The sequence below is a fragment of the Kocuria sp. U4B genome, assembly GCF_054875615.1.
In genome coordinates this window covers 3,646,045-3,668,570 of record NZ_CM142180.1, presented here as the reverse complement: position 1 = coordinate 3,668,570, position 22,526 = coordinate 3,646,045, and the positions used below count along the sequence as shown (strand labels likewise).

Sequence of the window (22,526 nt, the reverse complement as noted above, 5' to 3'; positions counted from 1 at the left end):
GGGGCGTGTCAGCGCGGTGAACCGACCCCTGCTGCGCCGGCACAGCACACCGGGCGCTTCCGCGTCCGGGGGCGCTGTGCCCTGAACCACCACGGAACACACCACCCATGATTGATCGTCACGCGGGGGAACCCGTCCCTTCGGTGATGCACGAGCTGCTGCTGGACAGCCCGGACATCACCGCTTTCCTCACCCAGTTCACCCAGAAGATGGCCACCACCCTGGCTGCCGACGGGGAGGAGGTGTGGTGCGCGGTGACCCTGCTGCGCGAACGCCGCTCCGCCACCGTGGCCTCCAGCAACGACCGGGCCGCGGCCCTGGATGAGATCCAGTACGTCTACGGCGACGGCCCGTGCCTGACCGCCGCCCGGGAGCACACCGTGGTCCACGTGCCCGACGTGGCTACGGACTCCCGGTGGCCCGGCTACACCGAGGCGGCCGCAGCCACCGGGGTCGCCTCAGTCCTCGGTGTCCCGTTCGAGCTGGCCGGGGAGGCCAGGGCAGCGCTGAACATCTACAGCGATCAGCCCCGTGCTTACGACCAGGCCGCTATCGAGGCCGCCCGCCGGGAGGTGGCCCTGGCCTCCAGCGCCCTGCGCCTGGCGGTGCGCCTGGCCGGCCACCGTGACACCGAGGCCGACCTGGTGGCGGCCCTGGAGTCGAGGACCTCCATCGACCTGGCCGTGGGCATCGTCATGGGCCAGAACCGCTGCACCCAACGAGAAGCCGTGGAGATCCTCAAGGCGGCCTCCAACCACCGCAACGTCAAGCTGCGGGACCTGGCTGAGGAGCTGGTCGCTCAGGTGGGCAAGGGCCCGACCGAAACCCACTTCGAGAACTGAACCCCCGCTGGGGGGCGGGTTCGTCCCGGCCACGTCCGGGCCGGGACGTGGCCCGCCCCCAGCCCAGGGCGTGGCTGCCGGAGCGGGGAGGCCCGTACGCTTGAGGCCCATCAACGACACCCGGGCGCCCGGGCCTGCTCTTCCGGTCCTGCCCGAGGCCGTGAGCGTCGCTGAAGCGCCTGGTCAGAGGCCCCGGAATAGGCAATGTCCGGGGCGGCAGGCAGGCTGGGACCTGGTCGCAGGGGTGGTCATCGGGGAGTCAAGCAGCCGGCTGTCTGATAATCGCCCCTGCGGCTGGGTTCCCTTCCGGCCCCTCAGGGGACCACACCGGGACACGGCGCGCCTGTGGCAGCCACCGCCCCTCACCCCTGCCGGCCCAGCACCTGGAACATCCCCTGACCCCCACCCGGGAAGTCGGCACCGCGGTGGGTGTGCGGATGACCCGCTACGGGCCCCCCACTGGCAGGCCCTGGAGATGCTGCGCGCCGCCGCCCAGGACTCCTCCCGGCCGGTGGCCGAGATCGCCGCCGAGATCGTCGACCCCGAACTTCAGCGCCTCCCACCTATGCCCACCGCCACCCCGGCCCGCCCCCGGAGGGCTCCGGAGGCGAGGCCATGACCCTCGGCCGGGTCGGCGGCGTCGGTGAGGTCGGTGCCTGCCGAGACGTCGGCAGCTTCACCACGGGCCGGAGCGACTTCTTGCTACCGACCTCAGGGGGTGCAAACCATGCAAAGCCCTGGTCAGCGGAGGTCTCAGGGTTCTAGCCTGGGGGTGAGGTCCAGCAGCCGGCCACGACACGCCTCGTGGCCAGGAGCTGCCCTGATGGAATCCGAATTCCCCGCACCGGTCGGGATCGATCCGGACACCCCCGCCGTCCCGGCGAGACCAGCGGCATGAGTCAGTTCACGACAGCGCCCGCCGACACCTCGGCGCGCCGACAGCTGAGCCTGGTGCCGTCGGCCCTGGAGGTCTCGAGCACCTATCTGACCCCGGCGGACCCCTTCCCCGCTGCCCTGGCGGAGCTGGCGCTGGTGGAGCTGCTCGTGCTGCACTCGAGGATCACCCGCCAGCTCGAGTACGAGTACATCGATGCGGCCGGGCCGCATCCGGTGACCCTGGACCGGGCCCAGGAGCTGGCCGATGAGCTCGACACCCGCCAGGACTTCCTGACCTCCACTTCCCCGGTGCCCCCGGAAGCACCTCAAACCGAGGTACCGCGTGCGGCCCGCCGGCAGCCGCCCGGCCCCCGCCGCAGGCCGGCCGCCGGACACCACCCCGCCGCCCCGAGCCAGCCCGCGCCCGCGCTTCCGGGCCAGGACCAGCATCACCCTGCCGCCCTGACGCCCGTCACCGTGGGCGAGGAGGATCGTCGCGAGAAGGGGCTGCGCATCTACGACCTGGCCCGGTTGCGGCCAGGCGATCGGATCCAGGTCTGGCACCGCGGACAGCTGCAGGACGTGGGCACCGTGGAGGAAGCCGCCCCGTCCCTGGGCGTGGTGTGGATCCGTGAGGGCCTGGACGGATACCGCCGGATGATCCACGCCCACGACGACACCGAGCTCCGATCCTCCGAGCCGAGCCCCGATGAGTGAGGAGATCAGCAGCCCTCTGTCGCCCTCGGCCCCGGGACCCGCGCGCCGCACCGCGCCGGCAGCGCGGTCCCGCCCCGAGGCATCCACTGCAACACAACCCTTCCACCGTGAACAGGACCCAGGCATGACTATCTCTGCTCCCAAAGCCCTGGCCGTCGAGCTGCGCCCCTCCTCCCCCACCCACTGGGTCGCCATCTACTACCCCATGGTGGACACCCCCGCAGGCCGCTGGGCCGACGTCACCTGGGAACTGCATCAACGCCTGATTGCGGTCCCTGTCGATTCCCGGCAACCGGCACGGTGGCTGGATCTGCGCAGCCCCGACCCCGACCACCCCGGCTACGCCGCACACCAGGCCTGGGCCCACCAGCTGGCCGCCGGCTACACCGCGGCCCTGGCCGTCCACCAGGCCGAGGCCACCGAGGAACCCCTGCCGCTCCAGGAGGCACAGCGAATGCGAGATACCTCGGTGGTGGTCCCGGCCGGGCAGCTCTCCGAGTGGGTGCTCGACGACCTCGAGGTAGGGACCCCGGGCCTTTACGGGTAACCCCGCGGGCACCGCGCCGACGAGGCAACCCCGGCCACCGGCCTCACCCCCGGCGGTGGCACACTACAGTGACGCCATGACGCAGCTGCTGTACGAGGACATGGTCCCGCCTCAGGCCGCTGACGCCATGGATGAGTTCCTCGCCGAACGCTCCCCCGCGCTGGAGCACCTGCGCACCGCGGTGGCCGCCCACGGCCTCGACCCCGACGTGCTGCTCGAGGGCACCCCCAAGTCGGTGGGCCCGGTGTGGGAGTGGGTCACCGGCCGCGCCGGCGAGCTCGGTGTCGACCCGAGGTCCTTGGAGGAGGATCCGACCCGCCGCTCCTGGCCCAGCTGGGCCCGCCACGGGATGCTGGTGGACCCCCACCCCCCGGCCCAGACCCTGGCGCTGGTGGACGGCTTCACCTCCTACCTCGCCCGCATCATCACCACCGCGGTCCCCGGAGCGCAGTGGCGCGTCGGGGAGCACCGCCTCGACGACTACCCCATGCTCAACTACCCCGTGCTCGCCGCCGCCGGCCACCAGGTCTTCCTGCCCGCGATCCCGCTCTACAGCGCCTACCAGTCCGCCCACGGCCGCGACCCGATGAGCGGGACCGAGATGGACGCCCACACCCGGCGCACCATCGCCGCGCTGCGCGGGGAGAATCCCGTGGCCGACGCGGTGGAGGAGCCGCTGGTGACGGTGGTCGCCGAGGTGGGGTGCTTCGACGTCGGGCTGCGCGCCGACCTCGCCGCCGAGCACCCCGAGCTGGTGGAGCGGATGATCACCGAGCTCACCGACCGCGACGGGGTCGCCTCGGTCCACCGCTACGGCCCCGACGCGCTGGTGGTTGACGCCCCGGACTGGAACGAGACCCGCCTGAAGCTCTGGTCGACCCTGTGGTTGCAACGCCACCTCCACACCGACGACTGAGCACAACGCACTCCGCCCCATCACGGATCGCCATCACCCTGCGCAGCACCGCCCAGGGTGGCAGCACGACAAGTACCGTCCGGGGCTGTGGGCCCCGGGCCGGGGGGTGGATGCGTTCTGGGTTGTCACGTTGGTCGTCTCCATCGTCCTTCACCGCCTGCCCCGATCTGACGGCCGTAGGTGGGCTGGTGCTCTACGGGGGCCGGCCGCGCCCCGGGGTGGGCGCCACGAGGACCAGTCAACGCCCGTCTCTACCGGGGGTGGGAGGCCCTGCTGTGGGTGGTACTGATAGGGACACCCAGCCCCGGTGTGGGGCCTCTACGGTGGTAGGTATGGACCACAAGGCAGAGGTGCGCCAGTTCCTGGGCTCCCGACGGGGAAGGATCACCCCGTCCCAGGCCGGCTTGCCCGTCTACGGTGGTACCCGACGGGTGCCGGGATTGCGCCGGGCGGAGGTGGCTACCCTGGCCGGGGTCAGCGTGGAGTACTACACCCGCCTGGAGCAGGGCAATCTCGCCGGGGTCTCCGACGAGGTGCTGGAGGCGATCTGCCGGGCCCTGCACCTGGACGAGTCCGAACGGGCCCACCTGTTCGACCTGGCCCGTGCTGCCGGCCCGGGCCGGCGGGCACGGCGCCGGGTGGAGCCGGTGCTTCCAGTGCGCCCCTCTATCCAGCGCCTGCTGGAAGGGTGGACCGGGATCCCGGCGCTGGTACGCACCGGGCGCATGGACGTCGTGGCCGTCAATCCCCTGGGCCGGGCCCTGTTCTCCGAGGCCTTCACGATTCCGGCCCGGTCGGTGAACCTGGCCCGCTTCTGCTTCCTGGACCCGCGTGCGGGCAGTTTCTATGCCGACTGGGAGGCCTTCGCCGACGACATCGTCGCCCTGCTGCGCACCGAGGCCGGCCGCAACCCCTACGACAAGGGGCTGACCGATCTGGTCGAGGAGCTGGCCATCCGCAGCGAGGCCTTCCGCACCCGCTGGGGCGCTCACCAGGTAAGCCTGCACCGCACCGGCACCACCGGCTTCCACCACCCCGTGGTCGGGAACCTGCAGTTGGTCTTCGACACCCTCGAGCTCCCCGCCGATCCCGGGCTGACGCTGAAGACCTACAGCGCCGAGCCCGGCACCGCCTCGGAGGACGCGCTGAAGCTGCTGGCCAGCTGGACCGCCACCCACCACTGCCCCGCACGCACCGACACGACCAGCACCACCAACAAGCAGCACCACCCCAGGGAAGGATGACCATGCACACCAGAACCCTTGGACAGGGCCTTGAGGTCTCGGCGATCGGGCTGGGCGCCATGGGCATGTCGCAGAGCTACGGCCCCAACCCCGGTGACCGGGATGAGATGATCGCCGTCCTGCGCTCAGCGCTCGAGCACGGTGTGACGTTCTTCGACACCGCCGAGGTCTACGGGCCTTACGACAACGAAGAGCTCGTCGGGGAGGCCCTCCAGCCGGTGCGCGAGGAGGTGGTGATCGCCACGAAGTTCGGCTGGGACATCCAGGACGGTAAGAGTGTGGGGCTGAACAGCCGGCCCGAGCAGATCCGCCGGGTGGCCGAGGCCTCCCTGCGGCGGTTGCGCACCGAGGCCATCGACCTGTTCTACCAGCACCGGGTCGACCCGCAGGTGCCGATCGAGGACGTCGCCGGGACCGTCGGGGAGCTGATCGCCGAGGGCAAGGTGCGTCACTTTGGGCTCTCCGAAGCCTCGGCGCAGACCATCCGCGCCGCCCACGCCGTCCAGCCCGTCACCGCCGTGCAGAGCGAGTACTCGCTGTGGACCCGCGACCCCGAAGCCGAGGTGCTGCCCACTCTGGCGGAGCTGGGCATCGGCTTCGTCCCGTTCAGCCCGCTGGGCAAGGGTTTCCTCACCGGCACTGTCGGCACCACCACTGCCTTCGCCGCCGGTGACATCCGGACCACCATCCCCCGGTTCGCCGAGGAGAACCGGGCCGCCAACACCGCCTTGGTCGACCACGTCACCGCCCTGGCCCAGGGCAAGGGCGCCACCCCCGGGCAGATCGCGCTGGCGTGGCTGCTGGCCCAGCAGCCGTGGATCGTGCCGATCCCCGGCACCCGGCGCACCTCCCGCATCCAGGAGAACGCCGGGGCCACCCAGGTGCCGCTGTCGGCCGACGAGATCGCCGACCTGGACACCCTCGCCCAGCGCGTGGGCGTCCACGGGGCCCGCTACAACGACACCCACCTGGGCTACATCAACCGCTAACCCCCACCCCCACCAGGAACCGCGGGTGCACGCCGTCGCCACGCAAGGCTGCGGTGGGCACCCATCCCCTTTACCCTCGGCTGTCCGGAGTGGGGCGTCCAGCGGTGCACAGTAGGCCCCTCCAGGGGCGCAGGGCACGGACGGTGACTGGCCCATCAGGGACGCCGGCCCCTACGCCACCGGCGTCAGGATGAGCGTCCGCTCAGGCGGTCGCCATTGGTAGCTCCCGGCTCCTCCGGTACAGGGTTGACCTCGACATCCCGAGGTGCCGGGCGACCTGGGTGGCCGGCTCCCCGGCCCCGATCAGCCGTAGGGCGCTGCGGATCTGGGAGGCGGTGAAGGTCCGGCGCCTCCCACCGAGGTTCTTGCCAGCGGCTCTCCGTTTGGCCACCGAGTCGGTGATCCGCTCCCGCTTGATCTCCAGCTCCATCTGCGCCAGGGCGGCCATGACGGCAACAACCCTCGGAACCATCGGGGTGTGGGTGTCCACCTCTCCCCTATCGAGGTTCAGCACCCGCAACCCGGCTCCCCTGCCCCGCGGTGTTTCGGCGAAGGCCAGCGCGTTCTTCGACGGCCATGGATGCCCGGATAGGAACTCTCCACGGCACTGCGATAGGGCAACGAGTTGTCTAAGGCCTCAGCTGTTCCGCGGGCAGCGCCTCGGCCGTAGTGCCGGGGGCGGTGTCCAGGGCGGTGCGCAGTGCACCGGCCGACAGTCCTGAAGCCTCGACGAGGTCCGTGAGCGGTACCCCGGAATCCGCCGCCGCGCGGAGTTCCGCGTGCAGGGCGGCCACCGCTTGGTCCAGCGCCCACCGCGCCGACTCTAAGGCGCTGTCCACGGGGGCGACGTCGGACTCCAGCCCGATTTCCTCGTCCGAGGTGGCGGCGGCGTCAAGGACCTGGTCGAGGGCCCACTCTGCTTCCTCGACCTCTCCTGCTGCGACCAGGACACGCTGGATGAGATCCACAGGCCGTTGTCGGGGGTCACTGTCCCTGCCGAGATCCTCCGGAATGGCCGCTATCAGGCGCCCATCGGGGAGCGGGGGCAAGGGGTCGGGGACGAGGGCGACCGGAGCGGTCATGGGCCGCGTGGGATCTGATGTGCTCATCATGAAACCTTTCTCAAACCCTGCGGGAATAAGCCGGCGGAAAGGTCTAATTCTAGGGCCGGGACCCTGGACACAGGATCCATGAAGTCCGGCAAGGAGGAATCTCAGCGATCCGCGGAAGGACCGACATATCGGTAATAGGCCGATCGTCCAGCGCCACCCGGACGATCGCCTCGACAGCGTGGTCCTGTCCATAAATCTCTTCCAGCACATTCGCCGTGCTGCCACAGAAAATGTTTGCTCAGCAACCGCGCGAGCGAAGGATCGCGGCCGCCGTCCACGGCATCCGCCGCCTGCTCCTAAGCTCCCCCTCCCGGACGGCGGGCGGCATAAGGGCCCCTCGGAGGCATAGTGCGTGGGCATCACCAGACGGTCACCCGGGGGACCTCATCCGGGCCACTGCACGCCTGTTCGCTCGGTAAGCAACCGCGGGGCGTTGTCATGCCCGTTTACCCCGCCCGCTGAAAAGCCCGCTCAGGCGCCTCATCCACATCACGATGACCACAGATAACGACGGGCTCAGATGGTCGTCGGTAGCGGCAGTTCCCGGATGCGACGGTAGAGGGTAGCCCTGGACATCCCCAGGTCCCGTGCCACCTGGGTGGCCGGCTCCCCCGAATCGATCAGCCGGAGGGCGTTGCGGATCTGGGAGTCGGTGAAGGTGGGACGGCGACCGCCCAGGTCCTTGCCGGCGGCCCTGCGCTTGGCCACCGAATCAGTGATCCGCTCTCGCTTGATTTCCAGTTCCATCTGAGCCAGGGCCGCCATGACGGTGAAGACCATCGAGCCCATCGGGGTGTGGGTGTCCACGTCTCCCCCGCCCAGGTTCAGCACCCGCAACCCCGCCCCACGACTGCGCAGCCCCTCGGCAAAGGCCAGCATGTTTTGGGTCGACCGACCCAGACGGTCCAATGTGGTGATGACCAGTGTGTCGCCATCCTCAATTGCGGCGATCGCTCTGTCGAACTGCGGACGCGAGGCACGGGCACCAGACACTCCATGGTCGACATATAGGTCATCGTTCCGCACTCCCGCCGCCTGCAGGTCATGCACTTGACGATCCGCGTCCTGCTGCCGCGTTGATACGCGCGCATACCCGATGAGCTTGCTCATGTCTACCCCTACGTGTCTCACAACTAATGTTCAGTACCCGATTCTAGGCCCATGGATAAAACACATAGGTACGAGACACTCCGCGCCGCGGAATCTCGGGGTTGCAAAAAAGTTCGACGAGACGTCTCGCATCCCTAGGCTTGAGAGACGCCATGGCTCAACTGGCGACCCGTAACCCAAAGCTAATACTTGCCATTATGGAAAGTAGTTGCTGTGATGGCGTCACACGCCACGCCGACCAGGAGGACTCCATGAGCCACCACCCCACCCCCGACCAGGCCCGTCAGCAGCTGGCCACCATCCAAGCCCGCACCCTGGACACCCCCCGCGACCGGGCGGTGCACGCCGGGGCGACGGCGGTGTTCGGGGTGGCCACGGCCCTCTACATGGCCGCGCAGAACATCCTGGACGACTGGGTCAGCTACACCGTGCGCACCGCCGTGTTCGCAGCCGCCTGGTTGGTGACGGTGTGGTGGATCGAGCGGCTGGCGCGCACCGTGCCGCGCCGGGCCAAGGCCTGGTCCCAGGGCGGGATCGTGGCCTCCTTCGTGCTGACGCTGACCGTGGTGCTGCCCTGGCTGAACTTCTCCGCCCAGGCCTCCCCCAACACCTGGCCCATGGTCGCCGCCGGGGCCGCCGTCGCCGCTCTTCCCGCCCTGGTGGCCGCGGCCGTGATCCGCTGGGGGTCGAAGTGAGCACCGCGGAAGGCCAGCACGCCCGGCACCGCCTGGATGAGCTCATCCACGCCCCGGTGCGCCTGAGCATCGTCGCGGCCCTGGCCCAGGTCGACGAGGCCGAGTTCGCCCGGGTGCGCGATGCCATCGAGGTCTCCGACTCGGTGCTCTCCAAACAGGCCACCCAACTGGAGGCCGCCGGCTACGTGAAGATCCGCAAAGGCTATGTCGGCAAACGCCCCCGCACCTGGCTGGCCCTCACCCCCACCGGGCGCACCGCCTACACCCGCCACCTCGAGGCCCTGCGCGCCATCGCCGAGGGCAGGTAGAAGTCCCGTCAGCCCCTCCGAGAGCAGTGCGGGCCTACGCCGCTCACCGATCAGCCTCGAGATGCCCCGCCATACTGCCTGACCACGCCGAGAGGGCAGAGCGCCTTCGCCCACCCCGCCCGTCGCCAGGACCAGGCGGAGCACTCCGCGGCATGACAGGCACCGCCTCGGAGGTCACGCACCCGCCCGGCGGCAGGCCAAGGTGCCGGTCACGTTATGCCGTCTCGTGGAGATCGAGCCGGAGCGGCCCGGAAGAGCCACGTGATCATCGTGCGCCGGCCCCGCTGCTGAGCACTACGATCAGGCCGGGTCACTAGGGTGAGTCCGTGCGCACTGTGGAAAAGATCAGCCACCTCGCCGCGCCGGCGCCGGTGGTCTGGAACCGCCTCGTCACCGCCGAGGGCATCAACGAGGAGATGCGCCCGTGGCTGACCATGTCGCTGCCGCCCGGCTTGTCGACAGGGTCCCTCGACCACGCGCCGGTCGGGGTGCCGCTGGTGCGGGCCTGGCTGCGCGCGTTCGGGGTGGTGCCCTTCGAGTGGGACAACCTTCTGCTGGCCGAACTCGACCCCGGGCGCCGCTTCCATGAGATCTCCTCGATGATCACCGCCCGGCGGTGGGAGCACGAACGCACCCTCACCCCCATCGGGGCCCACCAAACCCGGGTCCATGACCGGGTGGTGTTCCACGCCCGACGCGGCGGACACGTTGTGGAAGCGCTGATGCACCTGCTGGTCAGCGCGGTTTTCACCCACCGTCACCACCGCCTGCAGCGTCACTTCGGCGTGGCCCCGTATTGATCACCGGCCTTACCTGACGGGAGGACGCCGCGGAACCGGCGCAACCCCCGGGGAAGGACCGAGTGGCCGTCCCCTTCCACCTGCCATATCCGCCACACCAGATGCCGGAGGTGGCGCCCGCGATCGGCCTCGAGGAACACCGCCCGCCTCAGGCACTACACCGTTACGTCCGAACGGTGATCGATCAACACCCGGCGCCACCCAGGAAGCCGCGGCTGGGCACGGTGCGGTCAGGGACGGAACCGCATTGGCGCTCCTGTGATGGCCCGTAGCAACCACGTCATGTCGCCGGCAGCGGGGGAAATATGAATGCGGTGGCCATCCGCGGGGGCACGGTGGTGGCCAGGCCGAGCAGCAGCCCCCAAAATCTCCGGGGGCGGGCGGTGCACGGCCGGTGCTACGAGGAGCCGAGAAGAGGCAGGGGATGAGGATGAGCAGCACGGGCGGGGTGCACGTGGTGGTCGGTGCCAGTGGTGGAACCGGCCGGGCGCTGGTGGGCGAACTGCACCGCCGGAGCCGACGGGTGCGGGCGGTGAACCGCAGCGGCCACCTCGACGCCCCGCCCGGGGTGGAGGTCGCGGCCGGGGACGCCCGGGACGCCGAGCGGATGCGCGAGGTCTGCCGGGGGGCGGACGTGGTCTACAACACCGTCAACGTCCCCTTCACCCGGTGGCGGGAGGACTTCCCGGCCGCGGTGGACGGGGTGCTCGCCGGGGCCCGGGCCGCCGGGGCGCCGATGGTGTTCGCCGACGACACCTGGATGTACGGCCGGGTCACCGGGCCCATGACCGAGGACCTGCCCTACCGGCCTGTCAGCGACAAGGGGGTCCTGCGCGCCTGGCTGGCTGAGCGGGTGATCGCCGCCCACACCGGCGGGCAGGTGCGCACCGTCATCGGCCGCGCCCCCGAGCTCTACGGCCCGGCCGTGGAGTCCCTGCTGGGCCGCAACCTGTTCGGCCCCGCCCTCACCCACGGACCCGCATTGTGGGTCGGAGACCTGGACCAGCCGCTGGGCCCGATGTTCGTCGAGGACTTCGCCCACGGCCTGGCCGAGCTCGGCGAGCGCGAGGCCGCCCTGGGCCGCGCATGGCACCTGCCCACCCCGGAGCCCACCACCGCACGGGCTTTTCTGGCCCTGGTGTCGGCCCAGGTGCACCGGCCGGTCGGGGCCCTGCGCCTCGGGCAGCGGTCGGCACGCGTCCTCGGTGTGGTGTCGCCGGTGGCCCGGGAGGGCGCGGAGATGCTCTACCAGTTCCGACAACCGCACGTCGTCGATGCCACCGACTACACCGCCGCCTTCGGCCCCGGCCAGGTGACACCCTACGACCAAGGCATCGCCCACACCCTGGACTGGTACAGCACAGCCCCCCGACGCTCCCTCCTCGGCATCGGACGCTGAACCCGCCACCCGGCGCCGCACGACGTAGGCGGTTGAGGGCCGTCCGGTACGCCCACGCGAGGATCCATGACGGCACCGGGCAAACCACCTGGGCGCCGTGCTGTCTCACAACTGGATACGTCGCGCATCCCTGGAGTTGCACGAGACGGCTCAGATATCTGCCGCAGGGGCGTCCCTCAGCGCCGACATGCCTGGCCCTGCCGTTGCCGGACCCCGGGGCGGCAACCACCTCTGCCGCACTTCGGAGCCGGCTTTGCGCGATGACGGGGACCCAACGTGTTCCCCAGCCTCGCGGTTGGCGCTGAACCGGTCGGTCCTGGATGGGCCGCAGCCTTGGTGCCCCCTCCACCGCAGCGCCCGGTCCTCCAGTGGATAGGGGTTCCGCGACCGGATCGCCCCGCCCAGATGGGTCCAGCAGCCGGGCGTCCTCCCCTCCCGGCGCTCGCGGAGGATCGGGAACGACCAGGTGCGGCCGCGGGGCCGGCAGTGGTCGAGCGAGGGATGCCCCGACCCGCGTGGGCCACGGGTGTGTCCTCGGGGGTCTGCTCGCGGTCGCGCAGGCCCACCTCGGCCGCATCGAACAAGCTCGGGGCGGGGTGACGGGTGGCGCCATCGGCGCCTGCCGCGTCGGCGGCGCAGCGCTGGGTTTCCCAGCGGCGGATGCTCGTGCGCGCGGAGGCCGCGGACATCACCCGGTTGTCGCCGGTCCGCAAGAAGGAGGCTGACAGCCGTGGACCCTGACCATCGGTCGGATCCGGGCGCTGCTCTCCCCCGCGTCCGCAGAGACCACAGACGGTCGGTGACCCGGCCGCTCACGCCGCTGTGCTGAGGCCCTGGAATACCTGCTGGAGATGGTGGCCGTGTCCGGTTGTGGCACGGTCATGCCGCCTCGGGTGGCCAGGAAGGCAGAGGGCGGCGGGATCCGCGGCTGGTGGTTCAGCGCACCGTGGTGCGGTGACCGGCATCGAGGCGCCGGGTCCAGCCGCGGGCGTCGAGATGTTCCAGCAACGGGATCGCGACGCGCCGGGTGGTGTTCAGCGCCTGACGGGCCTGACTGGTGGTGAAGGGTTGTGGCAGGCGAGCAAGCTCGCGCATCGCCAGGGCGGGGGCAGTGGGGAGCAGAACGACGCCGTCCCGGAGACGCAGTATCCGTCCGCTGCGCTCCGCCGCGGCGAGTTCCCGGACACCCAGCTGCAGGGCGGTCAGGGCATCGGCCTCCGGGGCGCGGAACGGCGCGGTGGCGAGCCGATGCTCCAACTCGGCGAGCGCGGCTTCGACGGGTCCGAGGTCGCCGCGGTGGTGCGGTGAGCGGATGTGGCCGCCGTCGTGCTCCAGACCGGCGGCGCGCGCGACCGCGTCGACCAGCCTGGGCTCCGGCAGGGAGAGCAGGTCGCGGGCGGCGCCCCGGGAGAGGCCGGCCGCCAGCGGGTCACGGGCGTGCAGTTCCTCCACTGCGGTGCGCAATTGCTGCTGCCAGGAGTCGAATACCGGCGCGTGCACCCACCAGTCGCCGAGCACACGCACCTCACCAGGTGGATCGGGGTCTCCGGTGGGCAGCAGGCCGAGGCGGTGCAGGTGCTGCTCCCGCACCGCGCCGCGCCGGGCGACCTCGGCCAGGACGTCTCCACGGGTGTCCATGCCGGCGAGCCGGTCCGCGCGGCGTCCTCTGTCGCCGCGCCGCCGCAGCACCGGTGGATCGGCGTCGAGGACCTGGGCTCCGCCGAGCACCGAGCGGTGGCCGGGGTCGCGCAGCACCAGGCGGTCGCCGAGGACCAGGGGAAGGGGCCGGTCCAGGCTCAGCCGGGCGTGGTCGTCGTCGAAGGGGCGCAGCCGGGCGGGCACGGCCGCGGTGCCGGCATGGACGACGAGGTGCACGGCCGCGGCCGTGAACGCGGTTCCGGTGGTGCGGCGGATGTCGAGGACGTCGGTGACCGGCCACGTGCCGGGCGTGACCAGCGCGTCGCCGCGGCGCACGTCGTCGGCCGAGACCCCGCGCAGGTTCAGCGCCACCCGGGTGACCGGTGCCAGCGAGGTGCACGGCCGGTTGCGGCTGTGCAGCCCTCGGACCGCCACCGGCCGGGCCCCGTCGTGGCCGAGCAGCTGCAGCCGGTCGCCCTGGACGAGCGATCCCGCCGCCAGGGTTCCGGTCACCACCGTGCCGGAGCCGGTGATCGTGAACGACCGGTCCACCCACAGGCGCAAGCGCTCGCTGCTGGGCGCCGGTGCCCGCGCCAGGACGTCGTCGAGGGCGGCGCGCAGCTGGGCCAGGCCTGTGCCCTCCAGCGCGGAGACGGCGACCGCGGGGGCGTCGTGCAGGCCGGTCGCGGCCAGTTGTGCGCGGACCTCGGCGAGCACCGCGTCAGCGCGCTCGGGGGCTCGGTCGGCGCGGGTGAGGACCACGACTCCGCGCTCGATGCCCAGGGCGGCCACGGCGTCGCGGTGGTCGCTGGACTGGGCCTGCCATCCCTCGTCGACGGCGACGACGAAGCAGACGACAGGAGCCGGGCCGAGCCCTGCCAGCATGTTGCCGAGGAAGCGCTCGTGGCCGGGCACGTCGACGAAGGCGACCTCGCGTCCCGAGGGCAGCGTCGTCCAGGCGTAGCCCAGGTCGATGGTCAGTCCGCGGCGGCGCTCCTCCTCCCACCGGTCGGGTTCCATGCCGGTGAGGGCGCGCACGAGGGTGCTCTTGCCGTGGTCGACGTGCCCGGCCGTGGCGACGACGTGCACGGTCATCCGGACCCGCCGTCGTCGGCGACGGCGGCCAGGACCGCCCGCACCGCCGCGAGCAGCCGGTCGTCGTCCGCTTCGGGCACGCAGCGCAGGTCGATCAGACAGGCGTGGTCGTGGACCCGCGGGAGCACGGCGGGGTCGCCGGCGCGCAGTGCAGGAGCCGCCGCCTCGGGCAACCGCAGCGCCCACCCCGGCAGGGGCACGCCGGGGGCGCCGCCGCCGCCGACCCGCCCCTCGTGGGGGACCACCGGGGCGCCGACGGCCGCCGCGAGCCGTTCGACCCGGCCGCGGAGCCGGTCCGGGTCCGCGTGCAGGGCCTGGGCGACCGGCGGGGATCCGCCGGTCAGCGTGGCCTCGAGCGCGGCGAGCGCCAGTTTGTCGGCACGGACCGCGCGGGCCAGCGGGTGGCGGGCCATCCGGGCGACGACGTCCGAGCGGCCGAGGACCACCCCGGCTTGCGGGCCGCCGAGCAGTTTGTCCCCGCTGATGATGACGGCGTCGGCGCCGCCGGACAGCGCGGAGGTGACGTCCGGTTCCGCCGGCAGCAGGGGGTCCGGGTGCAGCAGGCCGCTGCCGAGGTCGGCCACGAGCGGTATGCCGTGGGTGCGGGCCAGTGGGTGCAGCTGGTCCACCTCGACGGCGGAGGTGAAGCCCTGCAGGCGGAAGTTGCTGGGGTGGACCTTCAGGAGGCACCCGGTGTCGGGGCCGATGGCCTGGGCGTAGTCGTGCAGGTGGGTGCGGTTGGTGGTGCCGACTTCGTGGAGCCGGGCGCCGGTGGACTGGATGAGCTCCGGCAGGCGGAAGCCGGCGCCGATCTCGACGAGCTCGCCGCGGCTGATCACGACCTCGCGGCCGGCGGCGAGCGCGGTGGTGGCCAGCACCAGGGCGGCGGCGCCGTTGTTGACCACCAGAGCGTCCTCGGCGGCCGGGCAGGCGGCGAGCAGGGCGGCGCGGGCGGCGGCGCCGCGGGTGCGGGTGCGGGTGCCGGTGGCCAGGTCGAGCTCCACGTCGACGTAGCCGCTGGCTGCCACCAGCGCCTCCACGGCGGCCTCGGACAGCGGGGCGCGGCCGAGGTTGGTGTGGACGATGACGCCGGTGGCGTTGAGCACCGGCGTCAGCGTCGTCGCGGATCGGGCCGCGACGGCGGCGAGGACCGCCGGTGCGACCTCGTGGGGGGCGATCTCCCCGCGCCGGGCGCGTTGCTGGGTCTCGTCCACCAGTGAGCGGATGACGGTCTCGCTCAGCCGGTGGCGTGCGCGGCGGACGGGGGGCAGGTCCAGGAGGTGGTCGGTGCGGGGGATGAGACGACGCGGGTCGTCCGGGGCCACGATCCCTCCTCGTCGCTGTCGTCGCCGTGTGGGGCGCGGTGCAGAAGTTGGCGGTAGCGGACGGGAATCGAACCCGCCAGGCCGAGGTGCTCGGCCTCACCGGTTTTGAAGACCGGGGGGCCCACCAGGACCCGGACGCCACCTCGGTCAATCTAGCACCACGGTCCCGTTCCCGGCCTCCACCCGTGGAGGCACCGTTAGGCTGGTTCCGTGAACACGACGAGGATTTCGGCCGGGCCTTCCGGTGATGCGGACGCGGCGGTGCGGTTGACCGGCTTCGCCCACGGTGGGGGATGTGCTTGCAAGATCCCGCCCGGGGAGCTGGAGGAGGCGGTCCGTGGCCTCACCGGGCAGTCGGGCGCCGGGGTGCTGGTGGGCCTGGACGACGGCGACGACGCCGCGGCCGTGCTGGTGCGCGAGGATCTGGCGGTGCTGTCCACCGCCGATTTCTTCACCCCGGTCGTCGACGACGCCTACGACTGGGGCCGGATCGCGGCCGCGAACGCGCTGTCGGACGTGTACGCCATGGGCGGGCGCCCGGTGATGGCGATCAACCTGGTGGGCTGGCCCCGGGAGGTGCTGCCGATGGAGCTGCTGACGGAGGTGCTCCGCGGCGGTCTGGCGGTCGCCTCCGAGGCGGGGTGCCCGGTGATCGGGGGTCACTCCATCGACGACCCGGAACCGAAGTACGGCATGGCCGTGACCGGCGTGGCCGACCCGGGCCGGCTGCTGCGCAACGACGCCGCCGAGCCGGGGCTGCCGCTGACGCTGACCAAGCCGATCGGCGTGGGCCTGCTCAACAACCGGCACAAGGCCACCGGTGAGGTGTTCCCCGAGGCGCTCGCCACGATGACCCGGCTCAACCGGGACGCCGCCGAGGCGGCCCTGGTGGCCGGGGCGCGGGCGGCCACCGACGTCACCGGCTTCGGCCTGCTCGGGCACCTGCACAAGATGTGCCGTGCCTCCGGGGTGGGCGCGGTCCTCGACCGGGGGGCCGTGCCCCTCGTCGAGGGCGCGGCGCAGGCGCTGCGGGACGGCTACGTCTCCGGCGGCACCCGCCGCAACCTCGACTGGGTGCGCCCGCACCTGGAGGCCGGAACCGGTGTCGCCGAGGAGGACCTGCTGCTGCTGGCCGACGCGCAGACCTCGGGTGGGCTACTGGTGGTCGGTGAGCTGCCGGGGTACCCCGTGGTCGGCCACACGGTCGCCGGGTCCGGCATCACCGTGCGCTGAGGGTCCGCCCGGAACGCCGCCGGGCGGTCAGCCGGCGGTGGTGATCGCGTCGTCGGTGATCCCGGCGGCCCGCCGGGCGGCGAGCCGCGCCTTCTGCGGCTCGATCGTGTACCGGGGGTCCTGGGCCGAGTGGATCCCGGCCTCCATCACCCCGAACCGGGTCAGCGCCGAGGAGGCCAGCAGCGCCAGTCCCGACACCACGGCAAGGGCCCGGTGGCGCCCGCCCAGCAGCGTGCCGAGGCCACCGGCGAGCGCCAGCCGCTCGCTCCAGGCCAGCATGGCCCCGGCCTGGCCGTGGTGCAGCGGCTCGGCCGCCACCGGGTCCATCCGGTGCTCCATCACCTTCGTGGCGATCAGTTCCCCGGCCACGCCCAGCACGGCCAGCCGCCGGGCGGGGCCGGCTTCGCCGACCGGGGTCGTGACCATCGCCAGACCGCCCGAGGCGAGGCTGGCGGAGCTCACGAAGACGAACGCCAGGTCCTCCCGGGCGGCGTTCCACGTCGGGGTGGCGGTGTCGGAGAGCAGGGCCGCGGTGTAGGCGGCCAGGGGAGCGGCGAACACGGCGGCCTCGATCCCGGCCGGGCCCTCCACCGCGCGCAGCACCGGGCGCAGCGGACCCAGCGGCAGGCGCGCGCCGGTCAGCCGGTCGACCTCGGCCGCGGCCGCGGTCCCCATGCCGGCCCCGAACGCGCTGAGGATCCATGTGCCCATGCTCATCGGGGAGGTGACCTTGAACGTGCGCAGCATGTGCAGGAAGCGCTCCGGCCTCCCGAGGTCGGCCACCAGGGCGGCCCCGCCCAGGCCCAGGGCGGTCACCGACCCCAGCCGGGCGTTGCGGCGCAGCGCGTTCCGGCCGGTGAGCTGAGCGCCGAGCGCCAGCAGCGCCGAGCCGCCGGCGACCCCGCCCAGGAACAGGTACGCGGCGACCTCGTGGCCCCAGGGCGCCGGTTTGACCACCGGGCGGCCGTAGTAGGAGGTGAACTCCGGTGCCGGCACCATCGGCATCTCGCGCGAGCCGTCTCCCCCGGCGCCCTGGCCGGCACCTCGGCGACGCGGACCGTCGCGGCGCCGACGGCGCGGCTGCTCGGGGGGACGGTAGCTGTCGAACTCGGACAGGCTCACGAGCGGGCCCCCGCGAAGGCCACCGCGGCGGCCGCGAGCATGCCCGCCGCGGCCAGCCCGGCCCGCCGGTACATCTGGGGCAGGTCCGCGGTGGGCACGCGAGGATCCGGCGGGAGCCCGTAGACCTCCGGCTCGTCCAGCAGCAGGAACACCGACCCGGTGCCCCCGACCCCGTCGAGCTCGTTGGCGCCGTAGAGCCTGGCCTCGGTGCGGCCCTGGGCGTGCAGCTCGGCCACCCGTTCCCGGGCCTGGTCGACCATCTCGTCGTGGTGACCGTACTTGATCGAGGTCGTGGGGCAGGTCTGCGCGCACGCCGGTGTCTGATCATCCACCATGCGGTCGTAGCACAGGGTGCACTTCTGGGCGATCCCCACGTTCGGCACCTCGGGGCGCGCCCCGGGCTGCTCGCCCCGCTTGGTGCGGGGCGCGGCGGTGCCGTCGGTGCGCCGCTCGATCACCCCGAACGGGCACCCGGCCACGCAGGTGCCACACCCGTTGCACACGTCGTCCTGGACCACCACCGTGCCGTGCTCGGTGCGGAACAGCGCCCCGGTGGGGCACACGTCCAGGCACCCGGCGTGCGTGCAGTGCTTGCACACGTCCGAGGACATCAACCAGCGGAACTCCGGGGTGTCCGGCGGGGTGGTGTCCTCCGGCGCCGTCTGCGGCCGCGCCTCGGGCGGGCCGACGCGCGGCATGCCCAGGCTCACCAGCTTGCGCCCGGACTGCCGGGCCTGCTCGATGCGCTCCGGGCCCTGCTCGATGAATGCCACGTGCCGCCAGGTGCTGGCCCCCAGGGAGCCGGTGTTGTCGTAGGAGGACTCCAGCAGCCGGAGGTCGCCGTCCTGGGGGTTCTGGTTCCACTCCTTGCAGGCCACCTCGCAGGCCTTGCACCCGATGCAGATCGAGGTGTCGGTGAAGAAGCCCTTCCGCGCGTGCCGGTGCTCCCAGTGCGCGTCGGCGGTGGGGTCGGTCGGTCCGGCCAGCTGGCCCATTTAGGTCTCCCTCGTCGGGTCGGTGCTCGGGTCAGGAGTCGGTGCGGCGCCGGCTCGAGCGATCCTGGTGTTGCCGGTCTCCACGGTCGCGCCCGCGCGCGTCTGGTACTGCGCGACCAGCTCCTGCAGCTGCGGGCCCCGCGGGCGGCGGCCCGGACGGATGTGGCAGGAACCGACCTTGGAGTCCTGGATCTGCACGTTGGGCTCCAGCGTCAGGCCCAGCAGGTCGTTGGCGGAGTCACCGCTGACCACTGCGTCATCGCCCACACCCCAGTGGTACGGGAGCCCGATCTGGTGCACGGTCCGCCCCCCGACCACCAGCGGGGTCATCCGGTCGGTGACGAGCACCCGCACCTCGATCGCCGCCCGGGGCGAGACGATCGTGGCCCAGCCGTAGGGCTCCAGCCCGCACTCGGCGGCCAGCTCCGGGGAGACCTCGCAGAACATCTCCGGCTGCAGCTCCGACAGGTACGGCAACCACCGGCTCATGCCCCCGGCGGTGTGGTGCTCGGTGAGCCGGTAGGTGGTGAACACGTAGGGGTACACCTCCGCCCCGGCTTCCCCGGCCGAGGGGGCGCTGAGGTTGTCCTGGCGGGCCATCAGCACCCGGGAGGGACTGCGCTGCTGAGGGTACATGGCGTTGGCGACCGGGGACTCCTGCGGTTCGTAGTGGGTGGGCAGCGGACCGTCCACCACTCCCTTGGGCGCGTACAGCCACCCCTTGCCGTCGGCCTGCATGATGAACGGGTCGTCCCCGGCCAGGGCGGCCGCGCCCCCCGCGTCGGGGTCAGGGCGGGTGCCCGGGGCCAGGTGCAGCGGGAAGTCCGGCACGTCGTCGCCCACCCACTGCTCCTGCTCCTCGTCCCACCACACGAGCTTCTTGCGCTCGCTCCACGGCCTGCCCTGCGGGTCGGCCGAGGCGCGGTTGTAGAGCAGCCGGCGGTTGGCCGGCCACGCCCAGCCCCACTCCAGGGCGGCGGGGCCCTGCTCGCGGGCCGGGCGGCGGTCGGCGGAGTGGTTGACGCCCTCGGCGTAGACCCCGGTGTAGATCCAGCAGCCACCGGAGGTGGAGCCGTCGGCGCGCATCTCGGTGTACGAGGACAACGGCTTCCCGGCGTCCGGGCCGCTCAGGTGGCGGCCGTTGATCTCGGCCAGCACCGCCTCCGGGTCCGGCTCCCCGTGCTCGTCGACGGGGTAGTCCCACGTCAGGTCGAGCAGCGGCCGGTCGCGCTCGTCGGTGGAGCCGGCCAGGCGCTGCCGGATCCGCCGGCCGAGCTCGTGGAAGAACTGCAGTTCGCTCTGGGCCTGCCCCGGCGGGGCCACGGCCTGGTGGCGCCACTGCAGCAGCCGCTGGGTCTGGGTGAACGTGCCCGACTTCTCCACGTGCGTGGCCGCGGGCAGGAAGAACACCTCGGTCTCGATGTCCTCGGTGCGCAGCTCCCCGGAGGCGATCTCCGGGCCGTCCTTCCACCAGGTCGCCGACTCGATCAGGTTCAGGTCCCGCACCACCAGCCACTTCAGGTGGGACATGGCCAGGCGCTGCATCCGGCCGTTCGAGGAGCCCACCGCGGGGTTCTGCCCGAGCAGGAAGTACCCCTCGACCTTGTCGTCGAGCATGCTCGTGAGCGTCTGGAAGGTGCCGTGGGCGCCGGTGAGGCGCGGCAGGTAGTCGTAGGCCCAGTCGTTGTCCGCCGTGGCGGCGTCCCCCCACCACGCCTTGAGCAGGCTGACCGTGTAGGAGTCGGCCTCGGCCCAGTAGCCCTTCTGCTGCTTCGAGGCGATCGCCCCCAGGTAGTCCTCGAGGGTGTCGTGGGTGCCGGCGACGGGCATCGGGAGGTAGCCGGGCAGCAGGTTGAACAGGGTCGGGATGTCGGTGGAGCCCTGGATGCTGGCGTGCCCGCGCAGGGCCATGATCCCCCCGCCGGGCCGGCCCATGTTGCCCAGCAGCAGCTGCAGGATCGAGGCGGTGCGGATGAACTGCGCCCCCAGGCTGTGCTGGGTCCAGCCGACCGCGTAGGCGAAGCACGTGGTCCGCTCCCGCCCGGAGTTCTCGGTGATCGACCCGGCCAGGTACGCGAAGTCCTCGGGGTCGATGCCGCACACCTCCTGGACCATCTCCGGGGTGTAGCGCCGGTAGTGCCGCTTGAGGATCTGGAACACCGTCCGAGGGTCCTGCAGGGACTCGTCGCGCTGCATGCGCGCGTGCTCCATCGGCGCCCCACCGCTGCCGAGCTGGTGGCCGGCGGCCTCCGGCACGGAGGCCGCCCCGTGCTCCGGGTCGCCCTCGGGCCCGCTCACCCGGCCGCCCTCGCCCTCGGCGTACGCCCACGTGGACATGTCGTACTGACCGCTCTCGGGGTCGTATCCGGAGAACAGGCCGTCGAGGTCCTCGGCGTCGCGGTAGTCCTCGTTCACGAGCGTGGCCGCGTTGGTGTACGCCAGGACGTACTCCCGGAACCACAGGTCGTGGGTGAGCACGTGGTTGATCAGCGCCCCGAGCAGGACGATGTCCGAGCCGGCCCGGATCGGGACGTGCTTGTCAGCGACGGCCGAGGTGCGGGTGAACCGCGGGTCGACGTGGATGATCCGGGCACCGCGTGCCTTGGCCTCCGTCACCCACTGGTAGCCCACGGGGTGGCACTCGGCCATGTTGGAGCCCTGGATGACGATGCAATCGGCGTTGGCCATGTCCTGCAAGGACTGCGTCGCGCCACCGCGACCGAAGGAGGCTCCCAGACCGGGAACCGTGGCGGAGTGTCAAATACGGGCCTGGTTCTCGATCTGGATCGCGCCCGCGGCGGTGAAGAGCTTCTTGATCAGATAGTTCTCTTCGTTGTCCAGCGTCGCCCCGCCCAGGGAGGCAATGCCCATCGTCCGGCGCAGCGCACGGCCCTGCTCATCGGCGTCCTGCCAGCCGTTGCGGCGGGCGGCGAGGAAACGGTCGGTCACCATCTCGACGGCGGTGTCCAGGTCCAGGCGCTGCCACTCCGTCGCCCGGGGCGCGCGGTAGAGCACCTCGGTCTGCCGCCCCGGCGCGTTGACCAGCTGCTCACTGGCCGAGCCCTTGGGGCACAGCCTGCCGCGGGAGATGGGCGAGTCCGGATCCCCCTCGATCTGGACGACCTTCTCGTCCTTGACGAACACCCGCTGGCCGCAGCCCACCGCGCAGTACGGGCACACGCTCTGCACCACGCGGTCCGCGGTGGTCGTGCGCGGGGCCTGCTCCCGCGTGCGCTCGGACGTCACCGCCGGCCCGCGGCCGAGGAGATCACCCGAGCGGAGCTGCCGGAGGACCGGCCACTCCAGAGGACTGAATCGTGCCATGGCAGGAGCTTAGCCCCTCCACCGGCTCAGTGTCAGGTCATCCGGGGCCGGCCACCTCCAGTGAGCAGACCAGGTCGTGGACCAGTGGACCGTCCTTGAACCATCTGCGCACGTGGCGGGGCGGGACCATGGGCTCAGGGCGAGCCATCCTGCGTCACCGCCGACCGCCGGCCCCGGCACCGGGCCGACGTCGCGTCCCCCGCCGGGCACAACCGGCGGATCCCGGTTCGTCCGCGGCG

At 72.1% G+C, this 22,526-nt stretch carries 18 protein-coding genes, 1 tRNA gene and 1 pseudogene; 11 read left to right on the top strand and 9 right to left on the bottom strand.

Annotated features, from left to right (window positions below; genetic code table 11):
- Window positions 1-107 precede the first annotated feature (107 nt).
- The 6 genes from ACYSMR_RS17020 to ACYSMR_RS16995 all read left to right on the top strand — a co-directional run bounded on the left by ACYSMR_RS17020 (window position 108) and on the right by ACYSMR_RS16995 (window position 6,131).
- Window positions 108-842 (top strand): ANTAR domain-containing protein, encoded by a 735-nt coding sequence (locus ACYSMR_RS17020; protein WP_461746763.1) that lies wholly within the window; start codon window positions 108-110, stop codon window positions 840-842.
- Window positions 843-1,736: 894 nt separating this feature from the next.
- Window positions 1,737-2,435, top strand: coding sequence for a hypothetical protein (locus tag ACYSMR_RS17015; protein WP_461746761.1), 699 nt, complete (start codon window positions 1,737-1,739; stop codon window positions 2,433-2,435).
- Between the two features lie 124 nt (window positions 2,436-2,559).
- Window positions 2,560-2,982 carry a hypothetical protein gene (locus ACYSMR_RS17010; RefSeq protein ID WP_461746759.1) on the top strand — a complete coding sequence of 141 codons (423 nt, stop codon included), beginning with the start codon at window positions 2,560-2,562 and terminating at the stop codon, window positions 2,980-2,982.
- Between the two features lie 76 nt (window positions 2,983-3,058).
- Window positions 3,059-3,898 carry a hypothetical protein gene (locus ACYSMR_RS17005; RefSeq protein WP_461746757.1) on the top strand — a complete coding sequence of 280 codons (840 nt, stop codon included), beginning with the start codon at window positions 3,059-3,061 and terminating at the stop codon, window positions 3,896-3,898.
- 332 nt (window positions 3,899-4,230) lie between these two features.
- Window positions 4,231-5,142, top strand: coding sequence for a helix-turn-helix transcriptional regulator (locus tag ACYSMR_RS17000; protein WP_461746755.1), 912 nt, complete (start codon window positions 4,231-4,233; stop codon window positions 5,140-5,142).
- 2 nt (window positions 5,143-5,144) lie between these two features.
- Complete coding sequence (locus ACYSMR_RS16995) at window positions 5,145-6,131, top strand: aldo/keto reductase (protein ID WP_461746753.1); 987 nt, start codon at window positions 5,145-5,147, stop codon at window positions 6,129-6,131.
- Window positions 6,132-6,333: 202 nt separating this feature from the next.
- On the opposite strand, the pseudogene ACYSMR_RS16990 reads toward ACYSMR_RS16995, so the two are convergent.
- The 3 genes and pseudogenes from ACYSMR_RS16990 to ACYSMR_RS16980 all read right to left on the bottom strand — a co-directional run.
- Window positions 6,334-6,702 (bottom strand): annotated as a pseudogene (locus ACYSMR_RS16990) (helix-turn-helix domain-containing protein); the annotation flags it as partial.
- 58 nt (window positions 6,703-6,760) lie between these two features.
- Window positions 6,761-7,099: a hypothetical protein gene (locus ACYSMR_RS16985; RefSeq protein ID WP_461746751.1), complete on the bottom strand. Its 339-nt coding sequence runs from the start codon at window positions 7,097-7,099 to the stop codon at window positions 6,761-6,763.
- Window positions 7,100-7,759: 660 nt separating this feature from the next.
- The gene (locus ACYSMR_RS16980; protein ID WP_461746749.1) at window positions 7,760-8,353 is read right to left on the bottom strand and encodes a recombinase family protein; all 594 of its coding nucleotides are present in this window, start codon (window positions 8,351-8,353) and stop codon (window positions 7,760-7,762) included.
- A 251-nt stretch (window positions 8,354-8,604) separates the two neighbouring features.
- On the opposite strand from ACYSMR_RS16980, the gene ACYSMR_RS16975 reads away from it, so the two are divergent.
- The 4 genes from ACYSMR_RS16975 to ACYSMR_RS16960 all read left to right on the top strand — a co-directional run bounded on the left by ACYSMR_RS16975 (window position 8,605) and on the right by ACYSMR_RS16960 (window position 11,555).
- Window positions 8,605-9,048, top strand: a complete 444-nt coding sequence (locus tag ACYSMR_RS16975) for a hypothetical protein (RefSeq protein ID WP_461746747.1) — start codon at window positions 8,605-8,607, stop codon at window positions 9,046-9,048.
- Window positions 9,045-9,356, top strand: coding sequence for a winged helix-turn-helix domain-containing protein (locus tag ACYSMR_RS16970; protein WP_461746745.1), 312 nt, complete (start codon window positions 9,045-9,047; stop codon window positions 9,354-9,356). Before ACYSMR_RS16975 ends, ACYSMR_RS16970 begins: the two co-directional genes overlap by 4 nt.
- Before the next feature lie 326 nt (window positions 9,357-9,682).
- Window positions 9,683-10,156 (top strand): hypothetical protein, encoded by a 474-nt coding sequence (locus tag ACYSMR_RS16965; protein ID WP_461746743.1) that lies wholly within the window; start codon window positions 9,683-9,685, stop codon window positions 10,154-10,156.
- Between the two features lie 424 nt (window positions 10,157-10,580).
- Window positions 10,581-11,555: an NAD-dependent epimerase/dehydratase family protein gene (locus ACYSMR_RS16960; protein ID WP_461746741.1), complete on the top strand. Its 975-nt coding sequence runs from the start codon at window positions 10,581-10,583 to the stop codon at window positions 11,553-11,555.
- A 936-nt stretch (window positions 11,556-12,491) separates the two neighbouring features.
- Here ACYSMR_RS16960 and selB read toward each other — a convergent pair.
- From selB to ACYSMR_RS16945, 3 genes are all read right to left on the bottom strand, one after another.
- Window positions 12,492-14,288, bottom strand: a complete 1,797-nt coding sequence (selB, locus tag ACYSMR_RS16955; RefSeq protein ID WP_461746739.1) for a selenocysteine-specific translation elongation factor — start codon at window positions 14,286-14,288, stop codon at window positions 12,492-12,494.
- Window positions 14,285-15,613, bottom strand: a complete 1,329-nt coding sequence (gene selA / locus ACYSMR_RS16950) for an L-seryl-tRNA(Sec) selenium transferase (protein WP_461746737.1) — start codon at window positions 15,611-15,613, stop codon at window positions 14,285-14,287. Before selA ends, selB begins: the two co-directional genes overlap by 4 nt.
- Before the next feature lie 48 nt (window positions 15,614-15,661).
- Window positions 15,662-15,756: transfer RNA gene (locus tag ACYSMR_RS16945), tRNA-Sec, on the bottom strand.
- Between the two features lie 118 nt (window positions 15,757-15,874).
- Between ACYSMR_RS16945 and selD the strand changes: the two genes are divergently transcribed.
- Window positions 15,875-16,846: a selenide, water dikinase SelD gene (gene selD / locus ACYSMR_RS16940; RefSeq protein WP_374238530.1), complete on the top strand. Its 972-nt coding sequence runs from the start codon at window positions 15,875-15,877 to the stop codon at window positions 16,844-16,846.
- Between the two features lie 27 nt (window positions 16,847-16,873).
- Here the strand turns inward: selD and nrfD are convergent, their stop codons facing one another.
- The 3 genes from nrfD to fdh are packed head-to-tail and all read right to left on the bottom strand — an operon-like array spanning window position 16,874 to window position 22,287.
- Window positions 16,874-17,968: an NrfD/PsrC family molybdoenzyme membrane anchor subunit gene (nrfD, locus tag ACYSMR_RS16935; RefSeq protein ID WP_251334583.1), complete on the bottom strand. Its 1,095-nt coding sequence runs from the start codon at window positions 17,966-17,968 to the stop codon at window positions 16,874-16,876.
- Window positions 17,965-18,963: a 4Fe-4S dicluster domain-containing protein gene (locus ACYSMR_RS16930; RefSeq protein WP_309126433.1), complete on the bottom strand. Its 999-nt coding sequence runs from the start codon at window positions 18,961-18,963 to the stop codon at window positions 17,965-17,967. The genes nrfD and ACYSMR_RS16930 overlap by 4 nt, the downstream gene beginning before the upstream one ends.
- Entirely contained in the window at window positions 18,964-22,287 is a 3,324-nt protein-coding gene (gene fdh, locus ACYSMR_RS16925) for a formate dehydrogenase (RefSeq protein WP_461746734.1), read from the bottom strand.
- Between the last annotated feature and the right edge of the window lie 239 nt (window positions 22,288-22,526).